Source organism: Blautia sp. An46 (assembly GCF_002161645.1).
GTDB lineage: Bacteria > Bacillota > Clostridia > Lachnospirales > Lachnospiraceae > Blautia > Blautia ornithocaccae.
On sequence record NZ_NFIF01000011.1, the window covers coordinates 22,933 to 45,305 of the forward strand.

12 protein-coding genes are annotated in these 22,373 nt (G+C 43.9%); 11 read left to right on the top strand and 1 reads right to left on the bottom strand.

Translation table 11 applies throughout. From position 1 onward, the window contains the following. The first annotated feature begins 3 nt into the window (after window positions 1-3). From B5G00_RS10270 to B5G00_RS10320, 10 genes are all read left to right on the top strand, one after another. Window positions 4-3,957 (top strand): multicopper oxidase domain-containing protein, encoded by a 3,954-nt coding sequence (locus B5G00_RS10270; RefSeq protein WP_087272441.1) that lies wholly within the window; start codon window positions 4-6, stop codon window positions 3,955-3,957. A 248-nt stretch (window positions 3,958-4,205) separates the two neighbouring features. Then, complete coding sequence (locus tag B5G00_RS10275; RefSeq protein WP_087272445.1) at window positions 4,206-4,976, top strand: PP2C family protein-serine/threonine phosphatase; 771 nt, start codon at window positions 4,206-4,208, stop codon at window positions 4,974-4,976. A gap of 80 nt (window positions 4,977-5,056) precedes the next feature. Further along, entirely contained in the window at window positions 5,057-6,877 is a 1,821-nt protein-coding gene (locus tag B5G00_RS10280; protein ID WP_087272448.1) for a serine/threonine protein kinase, read from the top strand. A gap of 410 nt (window positions 6,878-7,287) precedes the next feature. Next, window positions 7,288-12,981 (top strand): Ig-like domain-containing protein, encoded by a 5,694-nt coding sequence (locus tag B5G00_RS10290; RefSeq protein WP_087272453.1) that lies wholly within the window; start codon window positions 7,288-7,290, stop codon window positions 12,979-12,981. A gap of 168 nt (window positions 12,982-13,149) precedes the next feature. After that, window positions 13,150-13,851, top strand: coding sequence for a metallophosphoesterase (locus B5G00_RS10295; RefSeq protein WP_087272456.1), 702 nt, complete (start codon window positions 13,150-13,152; stop codon window positions 13,849-13,851). 50 nt (window positions 13,852-13,901) lie between these two features. Next, window positions 13,902-14,546, top strand: coding sequence for a DUF4317 family protein (locus B5G00_RS10300; protein ID WP_330396346.1), 645 nt, complete (start codon window positions 13,902-13,904; stop codon window positions 14,544-14,546). Between the two features lie 19 nt (window positions 14,547-14,565). Next, the gene (locus B5G00_RS10305) at window positions 14,566-15,249 is read left to right on the top strand and encodes a TIGR00266 family protein (RefSeq protein ID WP_087272459.1); all 684 of its coding nucleotides are present in this window, start codon (window positions 14,566-14,568) and stop codon (window positions 15,247-15,249) included. 41 nt (window positions 15,250-15,290) lie between these two features. Continuing rightward, complete coding sequence (locus tag B5G00_RS10310; RefSeq protein WP_087272461.1) at window positions 15,291-17,822, top strand: FAD-dependent oxidoreductase; 2,532 nt, start codon at window positions 15,291-15,293, stop codon at window positions 17,820-17,822. Between the two features lie 174 nt (window positions 17,823-17,996). After that, a complete protein-coding gene (locus B5G00_RS10315; RefSeq protein WP_087272464.1) occupies window positions 17,997-18,470 on the top strand; it encodes an RNA polymerase sigma factor in 474 nt (157 codons plus the stop codon). A 6-nt stretch (window positions 18,471-18,476) separates the two neighbouring features. After that, window positions 18,477-19,463, top strand: coding sequence for a zf-HC2 domain-containing protein (locus tag B5G00_RS10320; protein WP_140403142.1), 987 nt, complete (start codon window positions 18,477-18,479; stop codon window positions 19,461-19,463). Between the two features lie 61 nt (window positions 19,464-19,524). On the opposite strand, the gene B5G00_RS10325 is transcribed toward B5G00_RS10320, so the two are convergent. Continuing rightward, on the bottom strand, window positions 19,525-20,259 hold the full coding sequence (locus B5G00_RS10325; protein ID WP_087272470.1) for a UTRA domain-containing protein: 735 nt from the start codon (window positions 20,257-20,259) through the stop codon (window positions 19,525-19,527). A 149-nt stretch (window positions 20,260-20,408) separates the two neighbouring features. Between B5G00_RS10325 and treP the strand changes: the two genes are divergently transcribed. Then, complete coding sequence (treP, locus tag B5G00_RS10330; RefSeq protein ID WP_087272474.1) at window positions 20,409-22,367, top strand: PTS system trehalose-specific EIIBC component; 1,959 nt, start codon at window positions 20,409-20,411, stop codon at window positions 22,365-22,367. Window positions 22,368-22,373: the final 6 nt, after the last annotated feature.

Here is a 22,373-nt window from a genome sequence, read left to right on the forward strand (position 1 = left end):
ACAATGCAGTTGTGCCAATATCCCAGTCAAAGCAGAATCCGCCGCTTTACACTGGAAGCCATACAGATTCCTATTGTATATAACCAGTACGGAGACTATGATCCCGACGGACTTTTATATGTACTGGAACAGGATTCCCAGAGGATCCAGCATGAAGCCCTCAAAAGGTTTCAGCAGACGCCGCCTCAGCCTTACGAAGAAGTGAGGCCTCTGGTACTTCGGGTAAACCTGGGAGATACAGTAAAAATATGTTTTCGCAACCCTTTAAACCGCAGACTTTCCATTCATGTCCAGGGGCTGGCATATGATGTTATGACCTCAGACGGAGCCAGCAACGGATTTAATCCGGACAGCACTACAGATAACTTTATTGAATACACCTGGTATGCAAATACGGAAGGTGTATTTCTTTTTCAGGATATGGCGGACCCCAGAAGCAGCGAAGACGCCACAAATATACATGGACTGTTTGGGGCGGTGATCGTGGAGCCTCCAGGGGCCAGATGGTTTCATCCGGAGACTGGGGAGGAAATGGAAAGCGGACTGATGGCGGACATTTACCAGCCAGGGAAGCCGGCTTTTCGGGAATATACGGTGTTCTTCCATGATGAGCTGGAGATCCTGGATAAAGACGGAAAGCTTCCCCTTGACCATCGGACTGGGCTGCCATCTTCTACAACGGCAATTAGCTATCGTTCCGAACCTATGAGAAACAGGATGCCTCTGTCACATGATCCGGCAGACTCAGGAGAGGATATTTCTATGAGCTCCTGGGTGTACGGAGACCCGGCGCCACCAATCCTCAGGGCATATGTGGGAGACCCGGCAAAAATCCGTCTGGTTCACGGAGGGATTAAGGAAACCCATGTGTTCCACCTTCACAATCATCAGTGGCGGCTGGAAGGGGGAAATCCTGTTTCTACGATTATTGACTCTATTACCATAAGTCCTCAGGAATGCTATACACTGGATATTTTGTATGGAGCGGGGAGCAGAAACCGGGTAATCGGAGATGTGATTTTTCACTGCCATCTGTATCCCCATTTTCATGAAGGAATGTGGACCCTATGGAGGATTTATGACCGCCTTGAGGATGGAAAAGGGAAGCTGCCGGACGGAAGTCCCATACCGGCTCTTCTGCCCTTAAAAGACCGGGAACAGCCTCCTAAAAAAGATAAGCTTCATCCGGGATATCCTAACTTTATTTTGGGAGAATCGGGAAAACCGCCCCGTCAGCCTCCATGTGGAGTACTGGATGTAAAAGGCAATCCGGTGGTATGTCCCACTCCTCTGGAAGAAGCAAATTTTGTGGAAAATCCGGCTCCCGGGGCCCTGTATACAGATACCTGCCCCTGTCATACAGCAGGAAAATGTTCAAAATGCGATAATGACAAAAAGTATACTGAGTTGGAAGAAACATGGGATGACAGCCGGAAGCTTTCTGAAACTGACGAAAAAAGCAAAGATGTCAGAGAGCCTTCAGAAGATGAAAAAGAGAATAAGGAGAGCAGAAAGGCCGTAGATGCTGAAGAAGAGAAGAAAGACAGCAGAGAGCCGGCCTGGACTGAAGATGGGCATGGAAATTGCAGAAAATGCCGGGGAATAGAGAAAACCTATGAAAAGGTGAAAGTTTTCGAGATAGCTCTGGTACAGGCGAAACTTACCTACAACAAATATGGATGGCATGATCCGGAAGGACGGTTCTTTGTTTTAAAGGAGGAGCTGGAGCGATGGGGCGGTCTGGAATCTTATATCCGTTTGGTGGAGGAAGAAAAGATCAGAGTAGAGCCCCTGGTAATACGTGCCAATGCAGGAGACTGTATTGAGCTGCGTACCACGAATCTGCTACCGGAATATCTGGAAGCAAATGCCTTCCAGCTCAGGACCAGAACAGATATTGTGGGACATCATGTACATCTGGTTAAGTTTGACACTATTACCTCCGATGGAGCAGCCAACGGATGGAACAATATTGCAGGAGCCAGGAAATACGAAACTCTGGTAGAACGTTTTTTTGCAGACGAAGAACTGCGGACCGTATTTTTTCATGACCATTTATTTGCAAATGCCCATCAATTTCACGGGGTGTTTGGAGCACTGGTCATCGAGGAGGCAGGGGCGACTTTCCATGATATACGCAGCGGAGAAGAACTTCGTTTTGGAACAAAGGCAGTGATCCGAAGGAGAGACGGAACCTCCTTCCGGGAATTTGCACTTTTTGTCCATGATTTTGCAAATCTGTTTGACAAGGACGGGAAGCCCCTGAATCCTCCGGCTGTTCCAGGGGGCCATGACGATCCCGGAGTCATGGGAATCAACTACCGCTCAGAGCCCATGAGGGAAAGATTGAAGAAGCATGAGGATCCTGCCTATATTTTCAGTTCCTATGTCCATGGAGATCCGGCCACCCCTGTTCTGGAAACCTATCCGGGGGATGAACTGATGATCCGGCTCATAGATGGAGCCCATGAGGAACAGCATGTATTTAATATTACCGGAATATCCTGGAGAAAAGAACTGGCAGATGAACGGTCCCCATTGGCTGCTTCCCAGACCGTCGGAGTCTCAGAGGCATTCAACCTTAACATCAAAGACCCCTATCAGCCGGGAGATTATCTGTACTATTTTGGCGGCATAGATGATGCATGGCTGGGGCTTTGGGGAATTATCCGGGCTTATGACAGATATCAGGAATGTCTGAAGCCTCTCTGCAAGGGAAAAGACAGGATCATGCCCCTGCCGCCCTGCCCTGGCAAGGACGACGTGGTAAGACATTATGAAGTGGCTGCTGTTCAGACAAAGCTGGTCTATAACAGCTATGGAGACCATGATCCAGATGGACTGATTTTTGTTCCCCTGGAAGATGTGGACCTTGTATTAGCCGGGAAGTATACTCCAAAACCGCTGATACTGCGGGCAAATGTTGGAGAGTGGCTGGAGGTTATTCTTCACAATTGCTGGGATCCCGGCCATCCGGTTCCTTATTTTGATTATCCCACTGTACCTCTTGAGATGAAGCATAAGCCCTCAAACAGAGTTTCCCTGAACCCACAGTTTCTGCAGTACGATCCGGTCAGCGATTCTGGGATAAACGTGGGATATAATCCAAAAGAACAGACGGTGGGAATCGGCGAGAGCAAGCGTTATCTCTGGAAGGCGGACCGTGAATATGGAACCTGTATCCTGCAGTCTTTTGGAGATATGCGGAATCACAGGTATCATGGATTATTCGGAACAGTCATCGTAGAACCTGCAGAAGCCCAGTGGTATGAGAATTTTACCAAAAAGAAGAATCCTTTTGCAGAGCAGGCGGTGATAACAGCGCCGGGAACCCAAACTTTCCGGGAATATGTACTGTTTATCCAGAATGGAATCCGGCTTTTGGACGCCCAGGGAAATCTGGTCCAGACAGCAGCAGGACATAATGGGGATCCGGTGGAACCGGAAGACACAAGGGAAAAAGGATACAATTACCGGTCAGAGAGGTTTGCCAACAGGCTTTCCCGTGATCCCCGGGTGTGGAAAGTGTTCAGCAGTAAAATTCACGGGGATCCGGCTACACCGGTATATAAGGCGTATTCCGGAGACCGGGTGATCTTCCGGACCATGATGCCGGCAGATAAGCCAAGAAATGTATCCCTGACTATTCATGGGCATTTGTGGAGGGAACAGCCGAAAGACGATCTGTCCAGAGAAATCCCCCTTCAGGGAGGAATCAGTATCGGGAACCGTTTTGACATGGAACTGAAAGACGGGGCCGCCTGCCCCGGTGATTATCTGTATCGTTCAGGAAGTTTCGGATGGGACGTTGAATCGGGAATGTGGGGGATCTTTCGAGTGATGAAACATTCCCTTCGGTGCAGATGTAAGGAAATGTGCGGAAGGATATTCAGAGGCAGAAAATATATCTTCGGCGATTTTACTAATTGCAGAATGGGTTCGCATATGGTATGGTAAAGATACACTTCAAGAGCCGATTGGCCAAGATTCCCCCTAAAATTTAAATTGAATATTTCACTAGATAGAAAAATTTCAGCCCCAAAGGACTGGTTTCTTTTGGCATTTCATTCAGTTAGATTTTTAGCAATTCTCTATTTTTTCTAAAAGAATCCCTTTTTTTAAAATATCAGAACATGGAATAGACTTTGCAGATAGATGAAAGTTTTATGCTTCGTACAAATTAATAAATGAGAGTGTGGATAAGGATGAATTTTTTAACTATAGTACACACAGATGTGGGAATAAGAAGAAAAACGAATCAGGATTCTATATTGCTGGAGACAGCAGACACAGATTACGGACAGGTGCTGTTAGGGGTTATCTGTGATGGTATGGGAGGTCTGGCAAAAGGCGAGGTTGCCAGCGCTATTTTAATTAAAGCTTTTTCCAATTGGTTTCACAGGGAGTTTCCCCGGCTTTTGTACAGAGGAGTTGGAGCGAAGGACGTGAAAAAGAGCTGGATGGACTTGCTCTTAGAGCAGAATCAGAAAATCAGTGATTATGGGGCAGGGGACAATTTTACTCTTGGGACTACAGCGGCGGCGCTGCTGCTGGCAGGAAATATTTATTATGTGGTCAATGTGGGAGATTCCAGGGTTTATTATCTGGGAGAAGAAGGGATAGAACAGATAACTGTTGACCAGACTTTTGTACAAAGAGAAATAGATGGGGGAAGAATGACTGCTGATGAGGCGAAGATGCATCCTAAGAGAAATATGCTGCTCCAGTGCGTAGGGGCCGGCAGCGCCCTTAAACCGGACTTTTATACAGCCGAATATGAGCCAGATTCTGTGTTCATGATGTGCTCAGATGGATTCTGCCATGTGATACAGCCTGGGGAGTTTTATAGCAGATTAAAGCCGGGATGTTTGACCAGGGAAGAAAAAATGAAAGAGGCAGCTATATATTTCACGGAGCTTAATAAATCCAGAGGAGAAGAGGATAATATGTCAGTTGTTTTGATCCGGGCATATTAGTGTACTGACACGCCCATAATTCAACTAATGACTTGTCTGAATTTGAAAATGATCGTGTCAGTACGCTAGGGGGAGGCTATATGCTGGAAATTGGTTCTTTAGTAGATGGAAAATATAAAATTTTGAATAAAATCGGCCAGGGAGGTATGAGCATTGTTTATCTGGCTATGAATGAAAGAGCAAATAAACAGTGGGCCATTAAGGAAGTGCGCAAGGATGGCGTACAGAATTTTCAAGCGGTAAAGCAGGGCGTCATCGCTGAGACTGAAATGCTGAAAAAATTGAACCACCCGAATCTGCCCAGTATTGTTGATGTGATTGACGGGGATGGAACCTTACTCATTGTTATGGATTACATAGAGGGACGGCATCTGGAAAGTGTAGTGACAGAATACGGGGCCCAAAGTCAGGAAGATGTACTTCAGTGGGCAAAGCAGTTATGCGATGTGCTGGCCTATCTCCACTCCAGAAAACCGCCGATCATCTACAGAGATATGAAACCTTCCAATATCATGCTGAAACCAGATGGCAAAGTGGTGCTGATTGACTTTGGTATAGCTAGAGAATTTAAAGAAAACAGCGGGGCAGATACAACCTGCCTGGGAACCCAGGGATATGCGGCACCGGAGCAGTATGGAGGACGCGGCCAGACAGATGCCAGGACAGATATTTATTGCCTGGGAGCAACTCTATATCATCTTCTTACCGGACACAATCCCAATGAGCCGCCTTATGCATTGTATCCAATCCGATATTGGAATCCGCGTCTTTCTTCAGGTTTGGAAAAAATCATTCTGAAATGCACCCAGAAAAACCCTTATGACCGCTATCAGAATTGTGGTGAACTTATGCATGCGCTGGAACATTATAAAGAACTGGATACCGCTTATAGAAGGAAGCAGACGCTGAAATGGAGAATATTTCTGTGTACGGTTGTTCTGACTGCCCTATTCGGAATGGCAGCTACAGGCTTTAGAGTAGCAGAAAATACCGTAATGGCAAGAACATATGGTGCTTATCTAGAAGAAGCAGATAATCTGGCCTCCACAGATCCAGGGCGGTGTGTCCAGTATTATAAAAATGCTATTGCCTTGGACCCTTCTGAGGGAACGGCATATGAGGGCTTGCTGGAATTTTTTTTGTGGAAAAATAATGAGAGCCGTCAGGATAAACAGACGACTGCAGGAAGTGCTGGGGAAGGCCAGGAGTCTCAGAGGACAGGCAGCCCACAGGTTATTTGTGTTTTTTCTGATGCAGAAGAGCAGGAGATGAGAAGGGCACTGGGAACCCAGGAAAACAGGAATAAGAGTAATGAAGAACATTTAAAGGCAAATAGAGCTGATTATGAAAAATTTGCTTATGATCTGGGTGTCGCTTATTACTTTTCCTATAACGGAATAGGTAACAAGGGAGCTGCAAAAAAATGGCTGGAGATTGCTTCAGAGGCAAGACCTTCGGAAAAACTCAATAAGACAACGATTGACCGAGCAAAAAATCTTTATAAAATCTCGAAATACTATGACAGCTTAGGAATGCGGAATCAGGCAGGAGATTCTATGATATCTTTTTCAGATTATTGGAAAGATTTGGTGAAAATCGTAGACGATGATTCTGCCGACGGAAATAATGTGAACATGCTTCTGTCTTATAAGGAAATAACTTCCCAGATTGCACGAAATGCAGCTAATTTTAAAAGAGCAGGGATTACACGCTGGCAAATGGAAGATAAGCTGAGTAATGCAGCAGACGCTGTGGATAGGATAAAAATCATTACCGGTTCGGCAAATGCTGAGTATGAGCAGGAACTGAAGGAAAACTTAGAAGAAACTCTGGATACTGCCAGAACTATTATAAATTCTACGTTCAATACAGATAATCTGACAGCAGATACTAGGAGGTGAGCTGGGTGCAGGGGATACAGGAGCAGATTGATTTACTCCATATTTTGTTCTATATGTGTCTGGGCATATGCATATTTCTTTTGATATTGGGCGTGATTTTTTTCTTCAAGTTTAACATATGGAATATATTTAATGACCGGACTGGACGTTCTGTGAGAAAAACTGTACAAAGTCTAGAAGAGAAAAATGCGTGCATCGATTCTCTAAAGAGACCGACTCCCTCTGCTGTGGACTCCGAGGGCTTTGGAAAAATGGAAACCCAGGCCTTAAGCCCAGAGGATTTTACCTCTGTTTTGGAACAGGCACAAAAGGAGGCAGATCAGAGTTATGGTCTTTTTCATATTGAAACATGTACAATGCTTATACATACAACTGAGGTGAACTGACAGGTGAAAAAGGAGTTAAAAAGAATGAAAGGAAAGTGGAAAATAAAAAAATATATAATTGTTTTTATACTGATTTTCACTATAGTTCTGAAAATGCCCCTGGAGTCTGTAGGGACAGAGGTGCTGGCTGCGGAAAGAGAGACGATACAGGAAGAAATTGTTGCTGATCCTGTTTATACAATTTCGGGAAGTATTACAGCAAATAGTGTAAAAGTAGAGGGAGCCTTTATTTCAGTAGAGGGACATGACGGCACCGCAGAAACAAACGAGCAGGGAGAGTATAGTATTTCCGGCTTATGCCCAGGAGAGTACACATTAATCGTATCAAAAGAAGGATTTGAGCAGAGAAAAATATCCATAACGGTTATGGAGGGAGAGAAGGAGGAGATACAACCAATAGAGCCTATTGAGCTGGGGTTAAAGAAGTTTGTAATTTCTGCCAATACACAGGAGATTTTTGTAAATGAATCTCTGCAGTTTTTTTATATTTCAGAACTTCCTGAAAGTGAGATAAAAGCCATTGAATGGAAAACAGCTGATTCGGAAATTTTAGATATTGATGAGAAGGGAAAAGCCATTGGGAAAAAGACAGGAAACACAAGTGTTGCAGCGACATTCTATACGAAATATGGATTGTGGATATCAGAACAGGTTTCTGTTACTGTTAACCTGCGGCCTGTAAAATTAAGTCTGGCCGTTGAGCCCCCTGATCCTGGAGCTGACCAGAGAGTCAGGGAAATTGTGTTGAGGGCAGCGATAACGGATAATGAAGGAAGACCTTTAGACGAGGGAGAGGTTCTTTTTACAGTAATAAGAGCGGCAGACGGCAATCTGGGTGAACCAGAAAGTATACAAACTTATACTGCGGAAGTAAAGGCTGGAGAGGCGGCATACACGCTAAGAAAAAATAAAATAGACTTCTATGGGACATATACATTTACTGCAAGATATACAGGTGTAGAGAATAAATATTCAGAAAGTGATGAGACTGCCCAGAGTTATAATTACACTACAGATCCCATAAAGTTTTTTGATGAGAAAGGAGAAGAAATATCCAGTACTGAGGAAAATCCTCTTCAGGTTACTTACGGAAATACTGAAAGTGTGTATTTGAAAAATGAGGACAATATCGAATATAGTGCCCAGCTAAGAAACGATTCGGATGGAGCAGTGAAAATTGCAAAGCAGGAAGCATCAGATAAAGAGGGATACACGGAATTTGTGATTAATACACAGAAGACTTGTAAGTCTGCCATTACAGTAACCTTTATTAAAACAGATATAAGTACAAATGAAACATTGTATACAAATTTTTACGTTCAAGTAAATCCGAGAGAAATCGAAATTGATGAAGGCAATGCGCTCATGAAATACAGTAAGATTTACGATAAAGATTTGACAGTTACACATAATGGGGATACAAAAGACGAAGTAACCTTTATAAAGATGCCAATTTTGCAGTCAGAAGAAGGAGGTATTGTGTACCAGGATGATATTCATGTGGATTTAGAGACAGTCCCTCAAAACTTCCATGGAAGAATTTCAGCTGACTTGGAAAATGTAACTGGAACAGAGGGAATAAGGGGAGAGATAAAATTTAACGAGGCCCAATTAACTTTAAGGGGGACCAAGGCAGAGAATTATGTGCTGACTAATAAAGAAATCACAGTTTCCGCGATAATAGTTATTCATCAAAGACCTGTAGACATAAGAATCCGTGATGCTGAACGAGAATTTGGTCATGGAATTGATAATAGTATAGACAATGAACCCTTCTATCAGTTTTATGATGAATCTCACAATCCTTCAGATACCTGGATGGAGATAGAAAAAGCAGATAAAACAATTGCCGAGGGATTGCTGGAGGCTGATAAATTTGATATACCTGCCTGTACCACCATAATGAAGGAACAGCTTCCAGAGGGAAATCTGACAAAGCCTGGAAAATTTGAATCAGCTTTAACAATAGATATTGACCAGTTAATTTCAAGATATGAGTTTTTACAGAATTATGAGATTACAGTTCGCCCCGGAAATCTGGAGATTATGCCGGAAAAGATTTCTGATGGGGAAGACTATCTTAATCTGGATCCTTCGGACTATCCGGAAAATACAACTATGTATATTTCTGAAGGGGATAAGGGAAAATCAGTATGGGTAAAGGCGGATAATGGCAGACTAAACCTGTATGCGAATCCTGGAAAGCTGTATAACGATGTAATACTGCTGAAAGTACAGGGAAAAGCTATAAATGGAACAGCCGGCGTAAGCCTTACAGCGGAGGGTTATACATTTAATAAGGAACAGGCAACAGGTGGACAGGATATTGAACTTACGTTAAAAATGAGGAGAAATCCAGTCGAAGGAGAGGACAGCGGGAATATAGCAGATTCTGAAGAATTTTCTTATGACATCAGGCTGGATGGAAATATTCCAGAAGTTGCCATTGATAATATCAGAGGAGAAGCAACGGTTATTGATAAGCTTTGGTCGGCGATTACTTTCGGAAATTTTGGTAAAGAAACCTATTATGCCAGGATATCGGTAACCGATGCACTGTCGGGCTTAAAGTTATGGCAATATGCAGTTTTGCCTTTAGATAGGGACATTGAAAATGGGAAAGATCTTGAAGCATACATAGAGACTTTGATAGATAAAAGTAAAAAAGAAGGGGATTTTTCCTGGAGCGATCCAATAAGGGAGGAAGTATACGAGATTCCGGTTGTCAGAGAAAATCCTGGACAGGAGGATTTTGTTGCAAATAATTATGTAATCCTTGTAAAACCCTTTGACCATGTAGAGAATGGTGCGGTGTATACTTCCATGGGAATTATTCTGGATATTAATGAGCCATTTGTTGAGATTAATCTGGCAGAGGGGCAGGAACAAAAAGACATATATAATGGCAGTGTGGATTTAACAGTAACGGTCAGAGACACAAAGCGGCTAGAAGGCGGTGCAGTTTCAGGCATCCAAAAAGTTACTTATAAGGCGGCCATAGGGGAAGATAATTTAGAGAAAACAGAGGATATCCTTTTATTTGAACGGGATAAAGATAAAACATATTCTCTTGAAGAATTAGAAAAAGAATTGCAAAGATTATTTCTGACAGTAGATAAAGAAAGATTTAATTCTAACGATGTCTGGGTTAAAGCCACAGCCTGGGATAATTCCGGAAATGGATACTCGACGGTGAAAAGGCTGAAAATTGACACTGTAAAGCCAGAGGTGCAGGTGAAATATGAGACAGAAGCCTCTGAAGACTATGCCCCGTATTATAACAATGAACGAACAGCAGTTATTACCGTAAAGGAAAGAAATGTAAACCTGGATAATGCCGATGAGCTGTATTTCGACTTGAAAAGAGAGCAGGATTCAAAACCAGTCCGCTACCATATATCTGCTCTAGAGGCCTTAGATGGTATTACAGCAGAGGTTGTAAAAGACACACAGAAGGACAGAGAACCATGGGAATTTACAGATGAGAGAATACTTGAAATCAGAGTATGTTTTGAAAATGACGATAAATATGATTTTGATGTAAATTGTACTGACGGAGCCGGATGGAAGAGTGAAGAAAACAACCAGAGCTATTTTGTGATTGATAAAGCAGCTCCAGTCATGAGTGTTTCTTATAAAAATCTGAGGCAGCCTCAAAATGGGATTTTTAATGAAGATGTTATTCTTCAGATTGATGTGGAAGATTCTTATACAGATCATACATACTCTGGTCTGAAGCGCATATGGTATACCATTTCTGCATCGGAAAATGTAAATGTCAGTGATAAAATTGAACTTTTGAACAACAGCGGCAGTAAGGAACGGGGCAGACGGACATTCAGTCAGATAATTACAGTGCCGGCAGATGTATATAACAGCAACGATGTAAAGGTACAGGCTTTTGCCGTGGACTCTGCCGGGAATCGGGGCGAGAGTGAGATCACAGAGCTGAAAATCGATGTGACCAATCCGGCTGTCTCTGTCTCCTGGGATTTAGATGAGCCGATGAATGGAAGATATTATAAGGATACCAGAACCGCAACTGTTACTGTTACAGACAGAAATTTTGATCCAGACAATGTAAGATTCAACATCATAAATACGGATGGGACAGAGGCCAGTATCAGTGAATGGAGCGGCAGCCCGGATATTGGATTATCTGACAGCTCTGTAAGTACCTGCCAGGTAGTCTTTTCTGCAGATGGTGACTATACTTTCACCCTGAGCTGTGAGGATCTTGCAGGAAATCGTACAGAATATAGTGAGACGGAGGCATTTACCATCGATAAAACAGTACCGGAAATTTCTGTTTCCTATGACAACAACAGTGCAAAAAATGGGAATTTTTATAATAAAGAGCGTACCGCCACTATAACAATACGGGAACATAACTTTAACGAAGTCGACGTAAGAGCAGCTATTACGGCCAGCTTGAAAGGAAAAGAAATTTTTACACCGTCTATCAGCGAATTTTCTGGGAAGGACGATGTGCATAAGGCTACGGTAACTTACGGAACAGACGGTGATTATACCTTTGATGTGGACTATACAGATATGGCAGGAAATCCAGCGGCAGAATATATTCCTGACCAGTTCACTTTGGACCTTACTGAACCAGTGATTGAGATTCTGGAAGTTGAAGACAGATCTGCCAATAACGGTGTAGTATCTCCAGAAGTGAGGGTTACGGACATAAACTATGAGGACAAGAACGTAACTGTTACTATAACAGGGGCAAATACCGGCAAAGCGGATATTGAAAACGCAGTATCCGAAATTGAAAATGGACAGATCATTAAGTTTAAGGATTTTCCAAGACAGGAAAAAACAGATGACCTGTATACTCTTACAGCTAAGGCAGTGGACAGAGCAGGAAACGAGAAAACAGAAACCATTCTCTTCTCCGTAAACAGGTACGGCTCCGTATATGTAATGGATCATGAGACCAGAGACTGGCTCAGCATTGAGAAATATGCATATATCAGCCAAGAGAAGGAAGTAGGCGTGATTGAGTATAATGTAGATACTGTTAAGGAAAGCCAGATTCTGGTGAACCGGGACGGGGAGCTGAAAAATCTGAAAGCAGGAGAAGATTACGAAGTGACAGACTTCGGAACAAAAGCACAGTGGAAAGCAAGGCATTATGTCCTGAAAGCAGAGAACTTTGAAACAGAAGGAAACTATTCGGTAATCTTCAGTACAAAGGATGAGGCGGGCAATGCCATGAACAATACCAGCGTAAAGAGGAAGGGACAGAATCTTCCAATTGAATTTGCAGTAGATAAAACAGCCCCCACAATAGTTATTACCGGTGTAGAGGACGGCGGCTCATACAGAAGTGCAGAAAGGACCATGACTGTAGACGCGAAGGATAATCTGGCACTGAATGAGGTAAGGATATCTATAAATGGCGAGAGACAGACCTACAAAGCAGAGGAACTGGCGGAGAGTGATGGAGTCATTCATGCAGTGATTTCCAGTGCCAGACACTTTCAGGAAATCGAAATCACTGCTTCTGATGCAGCAGGTAATCTGCTGGGACAAGGGGGAATAAAGGATAGAGGGAGGCCAGTGATCCTAAGAGTACTGGTAACACCAAATGCCAAGAGCCGGCATTATATGAATAAGTATCTCTGCTGGGGAGCAGTTATGGGAGTGCTTTCAATCACAGGAGTCAGCATCTTTCTGGCAGTAAGGAAAAATAGAAAAGACAATTAAAACAATAGACCGGCGCTCCCGCTCTGAAAATTACCGATGCAGCAGAAGAAGAATTTCACAATTAGATATAATTTAATGCAAAAGAGCCTTGACTGTGATATGATAGGAATAAATCACAGCAAGGCGTTTGCTTACCTGCAATTATTTTAATAGGAGGGCGGCCAGAACATGATCTACGTCATAAGCGACATCCACGGAGATTACCTGCATTTTGCCCAGATGACGAAGAAGATCAGGTTTTCTTCCGCTGATATGCTTTACATTCTGGGAGACGCAGTGGATAAAGGAAAAGAAAATCTTCGTGTCCTCAGATATATTTACAATACAGAAAATATATATTTTATAAAAGGCAATCACGAATATCTTTGCGAAAGGTATTTGGCAGGCATTATTGGAAGGGATGTCTGGGATGCCTGCGGCGGGAGGAATACCAGGGAAGAAGTGGAACGTCTGAGCACAGAGGAACGTATAAAACTACGGGCTTATCTCAGCGGACTTCCTGTATACGCAAAGGTAAATGCAGGGGGAAAAGAGTATTTTCTCACCCATTCGGGATTTCATGCAGATTATGAGATATATAAGCCGGAAACAGATTTTATAGATATAGAGAGTTCTGTTCTGGCTGCAATGGCGGCAGACCAGGAGAGATATTTGTTTTCAGACGATATCCATTACATACCTGGGACGAAACGATTCGATAAAAGAATTATCGTCGGGCATTATCCCACGCTGTTCCTGCCGGATTTTAAATGCGCCCGCATATACCACGGACGGCAATATACAGATATAGACACCGGCAATGAACGGCGGAAGGAAGGAGGCAGTTTGTCCTGCCTGAGACTTGAAGATGGCCAGGAGTTCTATATATAATTCCTGGAACATTTTAATGAAAAGGTACAGGGAGACAGAATTTTAAACCTATGGAGAGCAAAAATATTAACAGAGAAGATATGCTGGAACTGACCAGGAGAATGACCCCGGCCAGAACATCCTTTACCAGGATTGCAGGCTGTTATGTAGATAAAGAGGGAGATTTTGACGGCAGTTTTAATGTGAATTTTTTGAAACTGTCACAAAAGGACAAGACGACAAATCTGGAAATTGCAAAGACGATTCCTTTTTCAAAAACAAACATACAGCTGAAAAGATATAAAATTGATGCGACTTCCCGGGAAGTCCAGGGGGTGGTCCAGCTATTGAATGCAATAAAAGACTGCGGATTAAAAAATGATGCTTTGATGGATACGCTTTACGATATTATTATGGAGAATTATGAATCCAGGGAGCCTTATGGGGTCATGATATTTCATGACCGGTATGATGTGCCTGTGAAAACATCTGATAAAGAGAGACAGTGGGAATCAGAGGAGGTTTATGAGTATCTTATCTGTGCTCTGTGTCCTCTTGAAGATGAGTATGAGCCGGAGAAGCCTTTATGGGGATTTCTGTTTCCGGCTTTCACGGACAGAAGCTGCGACTGGAATCATATAAATATTTTTCATGCCTACGGCAAAGAGGGATATCAGAGCCTGGACAGGCTGTTAGGCGTGGAAGAAAAAGATTAAACAAAAAGGAGAAGGTTTTATGAGGTATGAAATTAAAGGCGGTGTATTTCCAATTGTAGTATGCTATTTGGAAAACGGGGAACAGATGATCACAGAAAAAGGTTCTATGGTATGGCAGTCTCCTAATGTAAAAATGGAGACAACAGGAGGAGGCCTGGGAAAAATGTTTTCAAAGGCTTTTTCAGGAGAGAGTATGTTTCAGAATATCTATACTGCTCAGGGAGGCCCCGGAATGGTTACTTTTGGATCCAGCTTTCCGGGAAAAATCCTTCCTGTAGAAATCAGACCGGGCAAAGAGATCATTCTTCAGAAACGAGCATTTCTTGCAGGAGAAAGCAGCGTCAGAATGGACATACACTTTAATAAGAAAATAGGCGCTGGATTCTTCGGAGGAGAGGGATTTATCATGCAGAGAATTTCCGGAAATGGAATGGTCTTTGTAGAGATTGATGGAGAAATCATGGAATATGACCTTGCTCCGGGAGAACAGATGATCGTAGATACCGGAAATGTGGCAGGATTTGAAACAAGTGTTTCTATAGATATCCGCCAGGTAGCAGGCATTAAGAACAAGCTTTTGGGCGGAGAGGGATTTTTCAATACAGTTCTTACAGGTCCGGGAAAAATCTGGCTCCAGACTATGCCGATTTCAGGGGTGGCAGCTACACTCAGCCAGTTTATGCCGCCAAGCGGGAACAGTTGATATGGACGCATATTGGATAAAAGACAGAAAAGGAGATTAAAATGGAGACACTGAAACTGAGAGATAATTTTTACTGGACAGGGATTGTGGATGATAAATTGCGGGTATTTGATATTATTATGTACACGGAGTTTGGAACCACTTATAATTCCTATGTAATGAAGGCCGGAGATAAAACCATCTTGTTTGAGACTGCTAAGGCAAAGTTTTTTGAGGAGTATCTGGAGGAGCTGAAGCAGATTACCGATGTGGAGAAAATCGATTATCTGGTAGTGAATCATACAGAGCCGGACCATGCGGGAAGCGTGGAGAAACTTCTTGAGATAAATCCAGGATTAAAGATCATCGCTACAGGCTGTGCTGTTAATTTCCTGAAAGAAATTGTCAACGGAGAGTTTACAGCCCTTCCGGTGAAGGACGGTCAGGAGATGAAGATTGGAGATAAAACTCTGAAATTTATGGTGGTGCCAAATCTTCACTGGCCGGATACTATGTATACTTATATTGAGGAAGAACAGATTCTGGTAACCTGCGATTCCTTTGGCTCCCATTACGGGTTTAAGGATATCCTTCTGAGCAAGGTCACAGACCAGGAAGGCTATATGAGAGCTACAAAATATTATTTCGACAATATTATCGGTCCTTTCAAGCCGTATATGCAAAAGGCCCTGGAAAGAGTGCGAGAACTGGATATTTCCATGATCTGTACCGGACATGGCCCGGTCCTGGATACCAGAATTGACTTTATACTGGATACTTACCAGGAATGGTGTACTGTGGTAAATCCTAATAAGAAAAAGACGGTGATCATTCCTTATGTAAGTGCCTACGGCTATACGAAAGAACTGGCTGGAGCTATTGCCCAGGGTATTGAAGAAAGCGGAGATATAGATGTGCGCTGCTATGATATGGTAGAGGCGGATCTGGGAAAGGTTCTGGAAGAACTGGGATTTGCAGATGGATTCCTGCTGGGATCTCCCACTATTGTAGGAGAAGCTTTAAAACCTATCTGGGATCTGACAACTTCTATTTTTGCAGGAACCCACGGAGGAAAACTGGCCAGCGCATTCGGAAGTTATGGATGGAGCGGAGAGGCAGTTCCTCATCTCATAGAGAGATTGAAACAGTTAAAGATGAGAGTTCCCGATGAAGGATTCCGGGTGAAATTTAAACCAAGTCAGGATAATCTTATTGATGCCCATGACTATGGATATAATTTCGGCTGCCTGCTTCAGAATAAGGAGAATACAAAAAAATCTGCCGGACCGAAAAAGCTGGTTAAATGTCTGGTCTGCGGAGAAATCTTTGATGCTTCTCTGGAAGTATGCCCGGTATGCGGCGTAGGAAAGGAAAATTTCGTACCGGTAGATGGAGAAGAAACTTCTTTCCGGAAAGACACCAGGAATTTTTATGTGGTCCTGGGAGGAGGCGCAGCAGGATTTTATGCGGCTTCTGCTATCCGGGAGAGGGACAAAACAGGATCTATTGTCATGATTTCTAATGAGCCTTACCGCCCCTATAACCGTCCAATGCTGACGAAATCTATTATGGCAGAACTGGATGGAGAGCAGATTGCCATTGAAGAAGAAAAATGGTATGAGGAAAATAATATACATCTGCTCCTGGGAAAACAGGTGGAGGCCATTGACACAAAGAACAAAGAGGTGCTTCTGGAAGAAGGGATGAGGCTTTCTTATACAAAACTGCTCTATGCCCTTGGATCAGAATGCTTTATTCCTCCGATTAATGGGAAAGATAAGAAGGGAGTTGTGGCTATACGCCGTCTGGAAGATACGAAGAAAATTGCGTCTATGCTTCCTCAGATAAAAAATGTTGTAGTAATCGGAGGCGGTGTCCTGGGACTGGAGGCAGCCTGGGAAATGAAGAAGGCCAAATGCCATGTGACTGTACTGGAAGCAGCGCCTCTTCTTATGGGCAGACAGCTGGATAATGGAGCTGCCGATATGCTGAAGCTGATCAGTGAGGGAAAAGATATCCAGATTCATACAGGGGCTCAGATTACAGATATTCTTGGAGAAGAGCAGGTAACCGGAGTGAAACTGGCGGGCGGAGAAGTATTCCCCGCAGATCTGGTAATCGTATCTGCCGGTGTCAGGGCCAATATAGCTGTTGCAGCTCAGGCTGGGATTGAAACGGACAGGGCTGTTGTAGTCAGCGAGAGAATGGAGACGAATATTCCGGATATTTATGCCTGTGGTGACTGCGCACAGTATCAGGGGATTAATTATGCCATCTGGCCTCAGGCTATGGAGCAGGGAAAAGTGGCTGGCGCCAATGCAGCCGGGGACCAGATCGTATACGAAGGTGTATCTGCAGCTCTGAATTTCCATGGCATGGGTACAGCTCTGTTTGCAGCAGGAGATAATGGAAAGAACCCGAATCTGGTATACAAGACAGTGGAACTTAAAGATATGGGTAAGAAACAGTACCGGAAATACTACTTCCTGAATAATCGGCTGTGCGGCGTTATCCTCATCGGAGATGTAAGCACTATGGCAAAAATGACCCAGTTATTGGAAAGACACGCCACCTATCAGGAAGTGATGGAATAGCAGAAAGGGATATATCTGCCGGATTTGTGTTTTATAACGCAGGGAAACGGAAGTTATGAAGAAGGCCTGGGGCTGGTCTGAACTGTCCCAGGCCTGAAATTTGCATTTTTTTATTAAATTATGTAACGAATCTTCTCTTTTTTGGATATATGGGTAAAGGAGGTGAGAAACAAGATGATGGATATGGACTCCATATACAGAGAGCAGGCAAATGCAGTGTTCAAGTATCTTATGACACTTTGCTATGAAGAAGATACGGCCCAGGAACTGACCCAGGAAACTTTTTACCAGGCTGTGAAAAGTGCAGATAAATATAATGGCTCCTGTAAGGTGTCTACCTGGCTCTGCCAGATTGCCAAACATTTATGGTATCAGGAGCTGGACCGAAGAAAAAGAAAAGGGACCAGTCAGCTGGATGAGAATCTTGTTTCCCCCAAAGCAGCCCTGGAAGAAGAATTATGTATCAAAGAAGAGAAGATGGAATTATTCCGGAAGGTTCATGTTTTGGAGGAAACCGCCAAGGAAGTCGTACTTCTTCGGCTGACAGGAGAATTCTCCTTTCGGGAGATCGGAGATATCTTTGGGAAAAATGAAAACTGGGCCAGGGTAACGTTTTACCGGGCAAAACAGAAATTAGTGAAAGGATGAGGAAGTATGAAGATGAAATGTGAAGTTATCCGGGATTTGTTTCCAAGTTACATAGATGGACTGACCAGTGAGGAGAGTAATGAACTGATAGAGGAACATCTGGAGGAATGCCGGGAGTGCGGAGAATATCTGGCTTCCATGAAAGAGGAGATCGTAGAGGAAAACCAGCCGGTGAATAATAAAAAGGCCGTACAGCCTTTCCGGAAACTGAGGCAGAAGACCAGAAGAAAAATCCTTCTGGCAGCAGGGGGAGCCGTTCTGATCTGCGGCCTGATCTTTGGGGGAGGCCTTCTGTATTACAGTAGAACCTGGACGGCAAATTCTGAAGATGTGAAGATGACTATAGAGACCTGGGACGGGATCGCTTCCATCCGCTTTTCTCCGGAGAAGAAAAACAGCAGGCTTTACGCAGAAACTGGAGAAGACAATACCATTACCATAGTAGAAGGTAAGCTGGCTCCCTTTACAAAAGCCTATAATGCCAACGCTTACTGGAGCTGTACGTTTATTGACGAAGACACAGTTATGGGATTAGACGGCCAGAATATGGATTTCAGTGAAGACCAGGTACTGACCATTAAATACAAAGACCGGACAGAGACCATTTCTTTGGCGGATCTGGCCCGGGAGGCTTTGGAGAATCCTCCTGCACAGTCTGATGAGGTGAAGATGACCTGGGCAAAAGAGGACAATGGAACAGTGACACTTGGCTTCTTCCCGGAAATCTTAGGGGTTTCCCTGAAGGTGGAAGATGCAGGAGAAGACCAGATCCTGATCCGCCAGTATTATGACAGCCAGGGAGGGACAGAAGAGAACGGAGCATTCTATACAGTGGACTTTATAGATGAGAATACCATCCGGCTGTCAGACGGTACAGAACGGAAACTTTCTCAGGATGATGTTCTTACCATAGAATATGAAGATAAGACAGAGGAGATTTCTTTCAGTGATCTGTGGGAAGGAAGCCTGCCGGGGGATGCGCAGGAGGGTTAAAAAAAGAAACTGCCGGGAAATCCATGTCCATCAACTAAAAACATGGATTTTCCGGCAGTTTTCAGCTTACAGACCTGCGCACCGCATTATCCTGGAAACGAAAGTAATCCGGCCTGTGCCGTGACTGTGTGAACTCAAACATGACCCCGTCGCTGTTGTAAGTGTGGCTGGTGATGACCGCCAGACAGTTATAGTCGTTTACATCCAATTCTAAATACTTTTCATCTATCTGAGTGATTTTTTCTACTGTCATCACCCGCTTGCTGTTGACAATGGTCATGTGGAGGGTGTTTTCCAGATATTCGTAAATAGAATTTTCTGCAATTTCCGGAGTCAGGCCGCAAGCAGTGCTTTTCAGAAAATAGTTGTGATTGATGATCAGAGGTTTTTCGTCTAAAAAATGGAGCCGCTGAATATAATATAATTCAGAACCCACCGGGAAGCCGGTCCGCCTGGAGATTTTTTCGTCGGCGGTAAGCTCCATGAACTGAAGGACTACGGAGCGGCCTTTTTTATGATTGCGGATAGAAGATTCCTTAAAGGACTCAATACCGCCGATGGTGTAGGAGGTCTGCGCTACAGGGCGATAGATATTCCGGACCCCTTTTCCCTGCATGGTCTGGACATAGCCATCTGTTACCAGACGGCCTACCGCTCTGCGGATGGTGTTTCTGGAACAATTATAAGCAAGCACTAACTGGTTTTCAGAAGGAAGCAGTTCCTGGTAGGCATATTCTTCGGATTCTATTTTTTGTTTTAAATCTTTATAAATAAATTCATATTTACTTTTCGGCATTTTCATCACTTCCTGTCTTGTTTAAACATCTTATGTTTTCATTATATAAAAAAAATTGAAAAAGTCAAGAAAACAATGTTGACATGTTTAAACAAGTGTGCTATTTTATACTTGTTCAAACAAGTTCGTGAAAAGAAGGAGGTACGAGCATGGCAAAATATACAGATGACGTCAAGGCATTGCTGGAGCTGATCGGCGGAAAAGAGAATATTGCGGCAGTGTCTCACTGTATGACAAGAATGAGATTCGTTCTTGCAGATGAAAAGAAAGCAAACGCAAAGGAAATTGAAAAGCTGAAAAGTGTAAAGGGAACCTTTACCCAGGCAGGGCAGTATCAGGTGATCATCGGAAATGATGTGTCAACCTTTTACAATGAATTTACTGCCTATGCAGGAATTGAAGGGGTAAGTAAGGAAGCTGCCAAACAGGCAGCTAAGAGCAACCAGAATCCAATCCAGAAGCTTATGAGCAGCCTGGGAGAGATTTTTGCTCCCATTATTCCGGCCCTGATCTGCGGCGGTCTTGTACTGGGCTTCCGTAATGTGATCGACGCCATTTATTTCTTTGAAAATGGCACAAAGACCCTTGTAGATATTTCCCAGTTCTGGGCAGGTGTGGACAGTTTTCTTTGGCTGATCGGCGAAGCAGTGTTCCATCTGCTGCCCGTAGGCATTGTCTGGTCCATTACCAAAAAGATGGGAACTACACAGATCCTTGGTATTGTATTAGGTCTGACCCTGGTATCGTCCCAGCTTCTTAACGGTTTCAGTGTGGCTTCCACTCTGGCAGATCAGATACCATACTGGGATTTCGGATTTGCCAAGGTAAATATGATCGGTTATCAGGGACAGGTTATCGCAGCCATGATGGCTGGTTTTGTACTGGTATATCTGGAAAAGTTTTTCCGGAAGATATGTCCGGCGGTGGTCAGTATGATCGTAGTTCCGGTCTGCTCTCTGGTGCCGGCAGTATTTATCGCACATATGGTAGTAGGTCCCATCGGCTGGACCATTGGAAACGCCATTGCAGACGTGGTTTACGCAGGTCTGACTTCTAACATCCGATTTGTATTTGCAGGAATCTTTGGATTATTATATGCACCTATCGTTATGACAGGTCTTCATCATATGACAAACGCTATTGACTCTCAGCTGATCGCAGGTCCCAGCAAAAGCACCATCCTGTGGCCCATGATCGCACTGAGCAACATCGCACAGGGATCCAGCGTGCTGGCTATGACAGTTCTTCAGAAGAAAAATGAGAGAGCTCAGCAGGTCAACGTTCCTGCATGTATTTCCTGCTACCTGGGCGTAACAGAACCGGCGCTTTTCGGTGTAAACTTAAAATACGGATTCCCGCTGGTCTGCGGTATGATCGGTTCTGCCTGCGCAGCAGTGATTTCTGTAGGCTTTGGAGTAGAAGCGCTGAGCATCGGCGTCGGCGGCCTTCCGGGTATCTTGTCTATTAAACCAGAGTATTACCTGATCTTCCTCCTGGCTATGGCTGTGGCTATCGTGATTCCTTTTGTACTGACATTTATTGTGGGGAAGGCAAAATTATCTGCTGCAGACAGACTGGGAGAGGACTACGGAGAGGAGTCTCAGGTTGTTGAAGAAGTAGAGGGACCGGCAGTACAGACAGCAGCAGAACCTCTCACAGAATTAAAGGCCGGACTTACGGGTAAGGTAATTCCTCTGGACGATGTTCCGGATGATGTGTTTTCACAGCATATTATGGGAGACGGCGTTGCCATTGAGCCGGAAAATGATACAGTAGTAGCCCCTGCAGATGCAAAGGTAGGGGTAGTTATGGCAGACTCCGGACATGCCTGTGGTCTGATCTTTGCAAATGAGATGGAACTGTTGATCCATGTAGGAGTAGATACTGTTGATATGAACGGAGACGGATTTGAGCTTCTTGTAAAAGAAGGAGATCAGGTAAAACAGGGACAGCCCCTGATCCGTTTTGATAAGGAAAAGATCAAAGCGGCAGGACATCCTTATGTGACTGTATTTATTGTTACCGAGGAAGGACAGGCTAAGAATATCCAATACCTTACAGGTATGGAAGCAGAGGCAGGAAAGACACCGGTTATCAAGTTTGAGTAAGGAGGA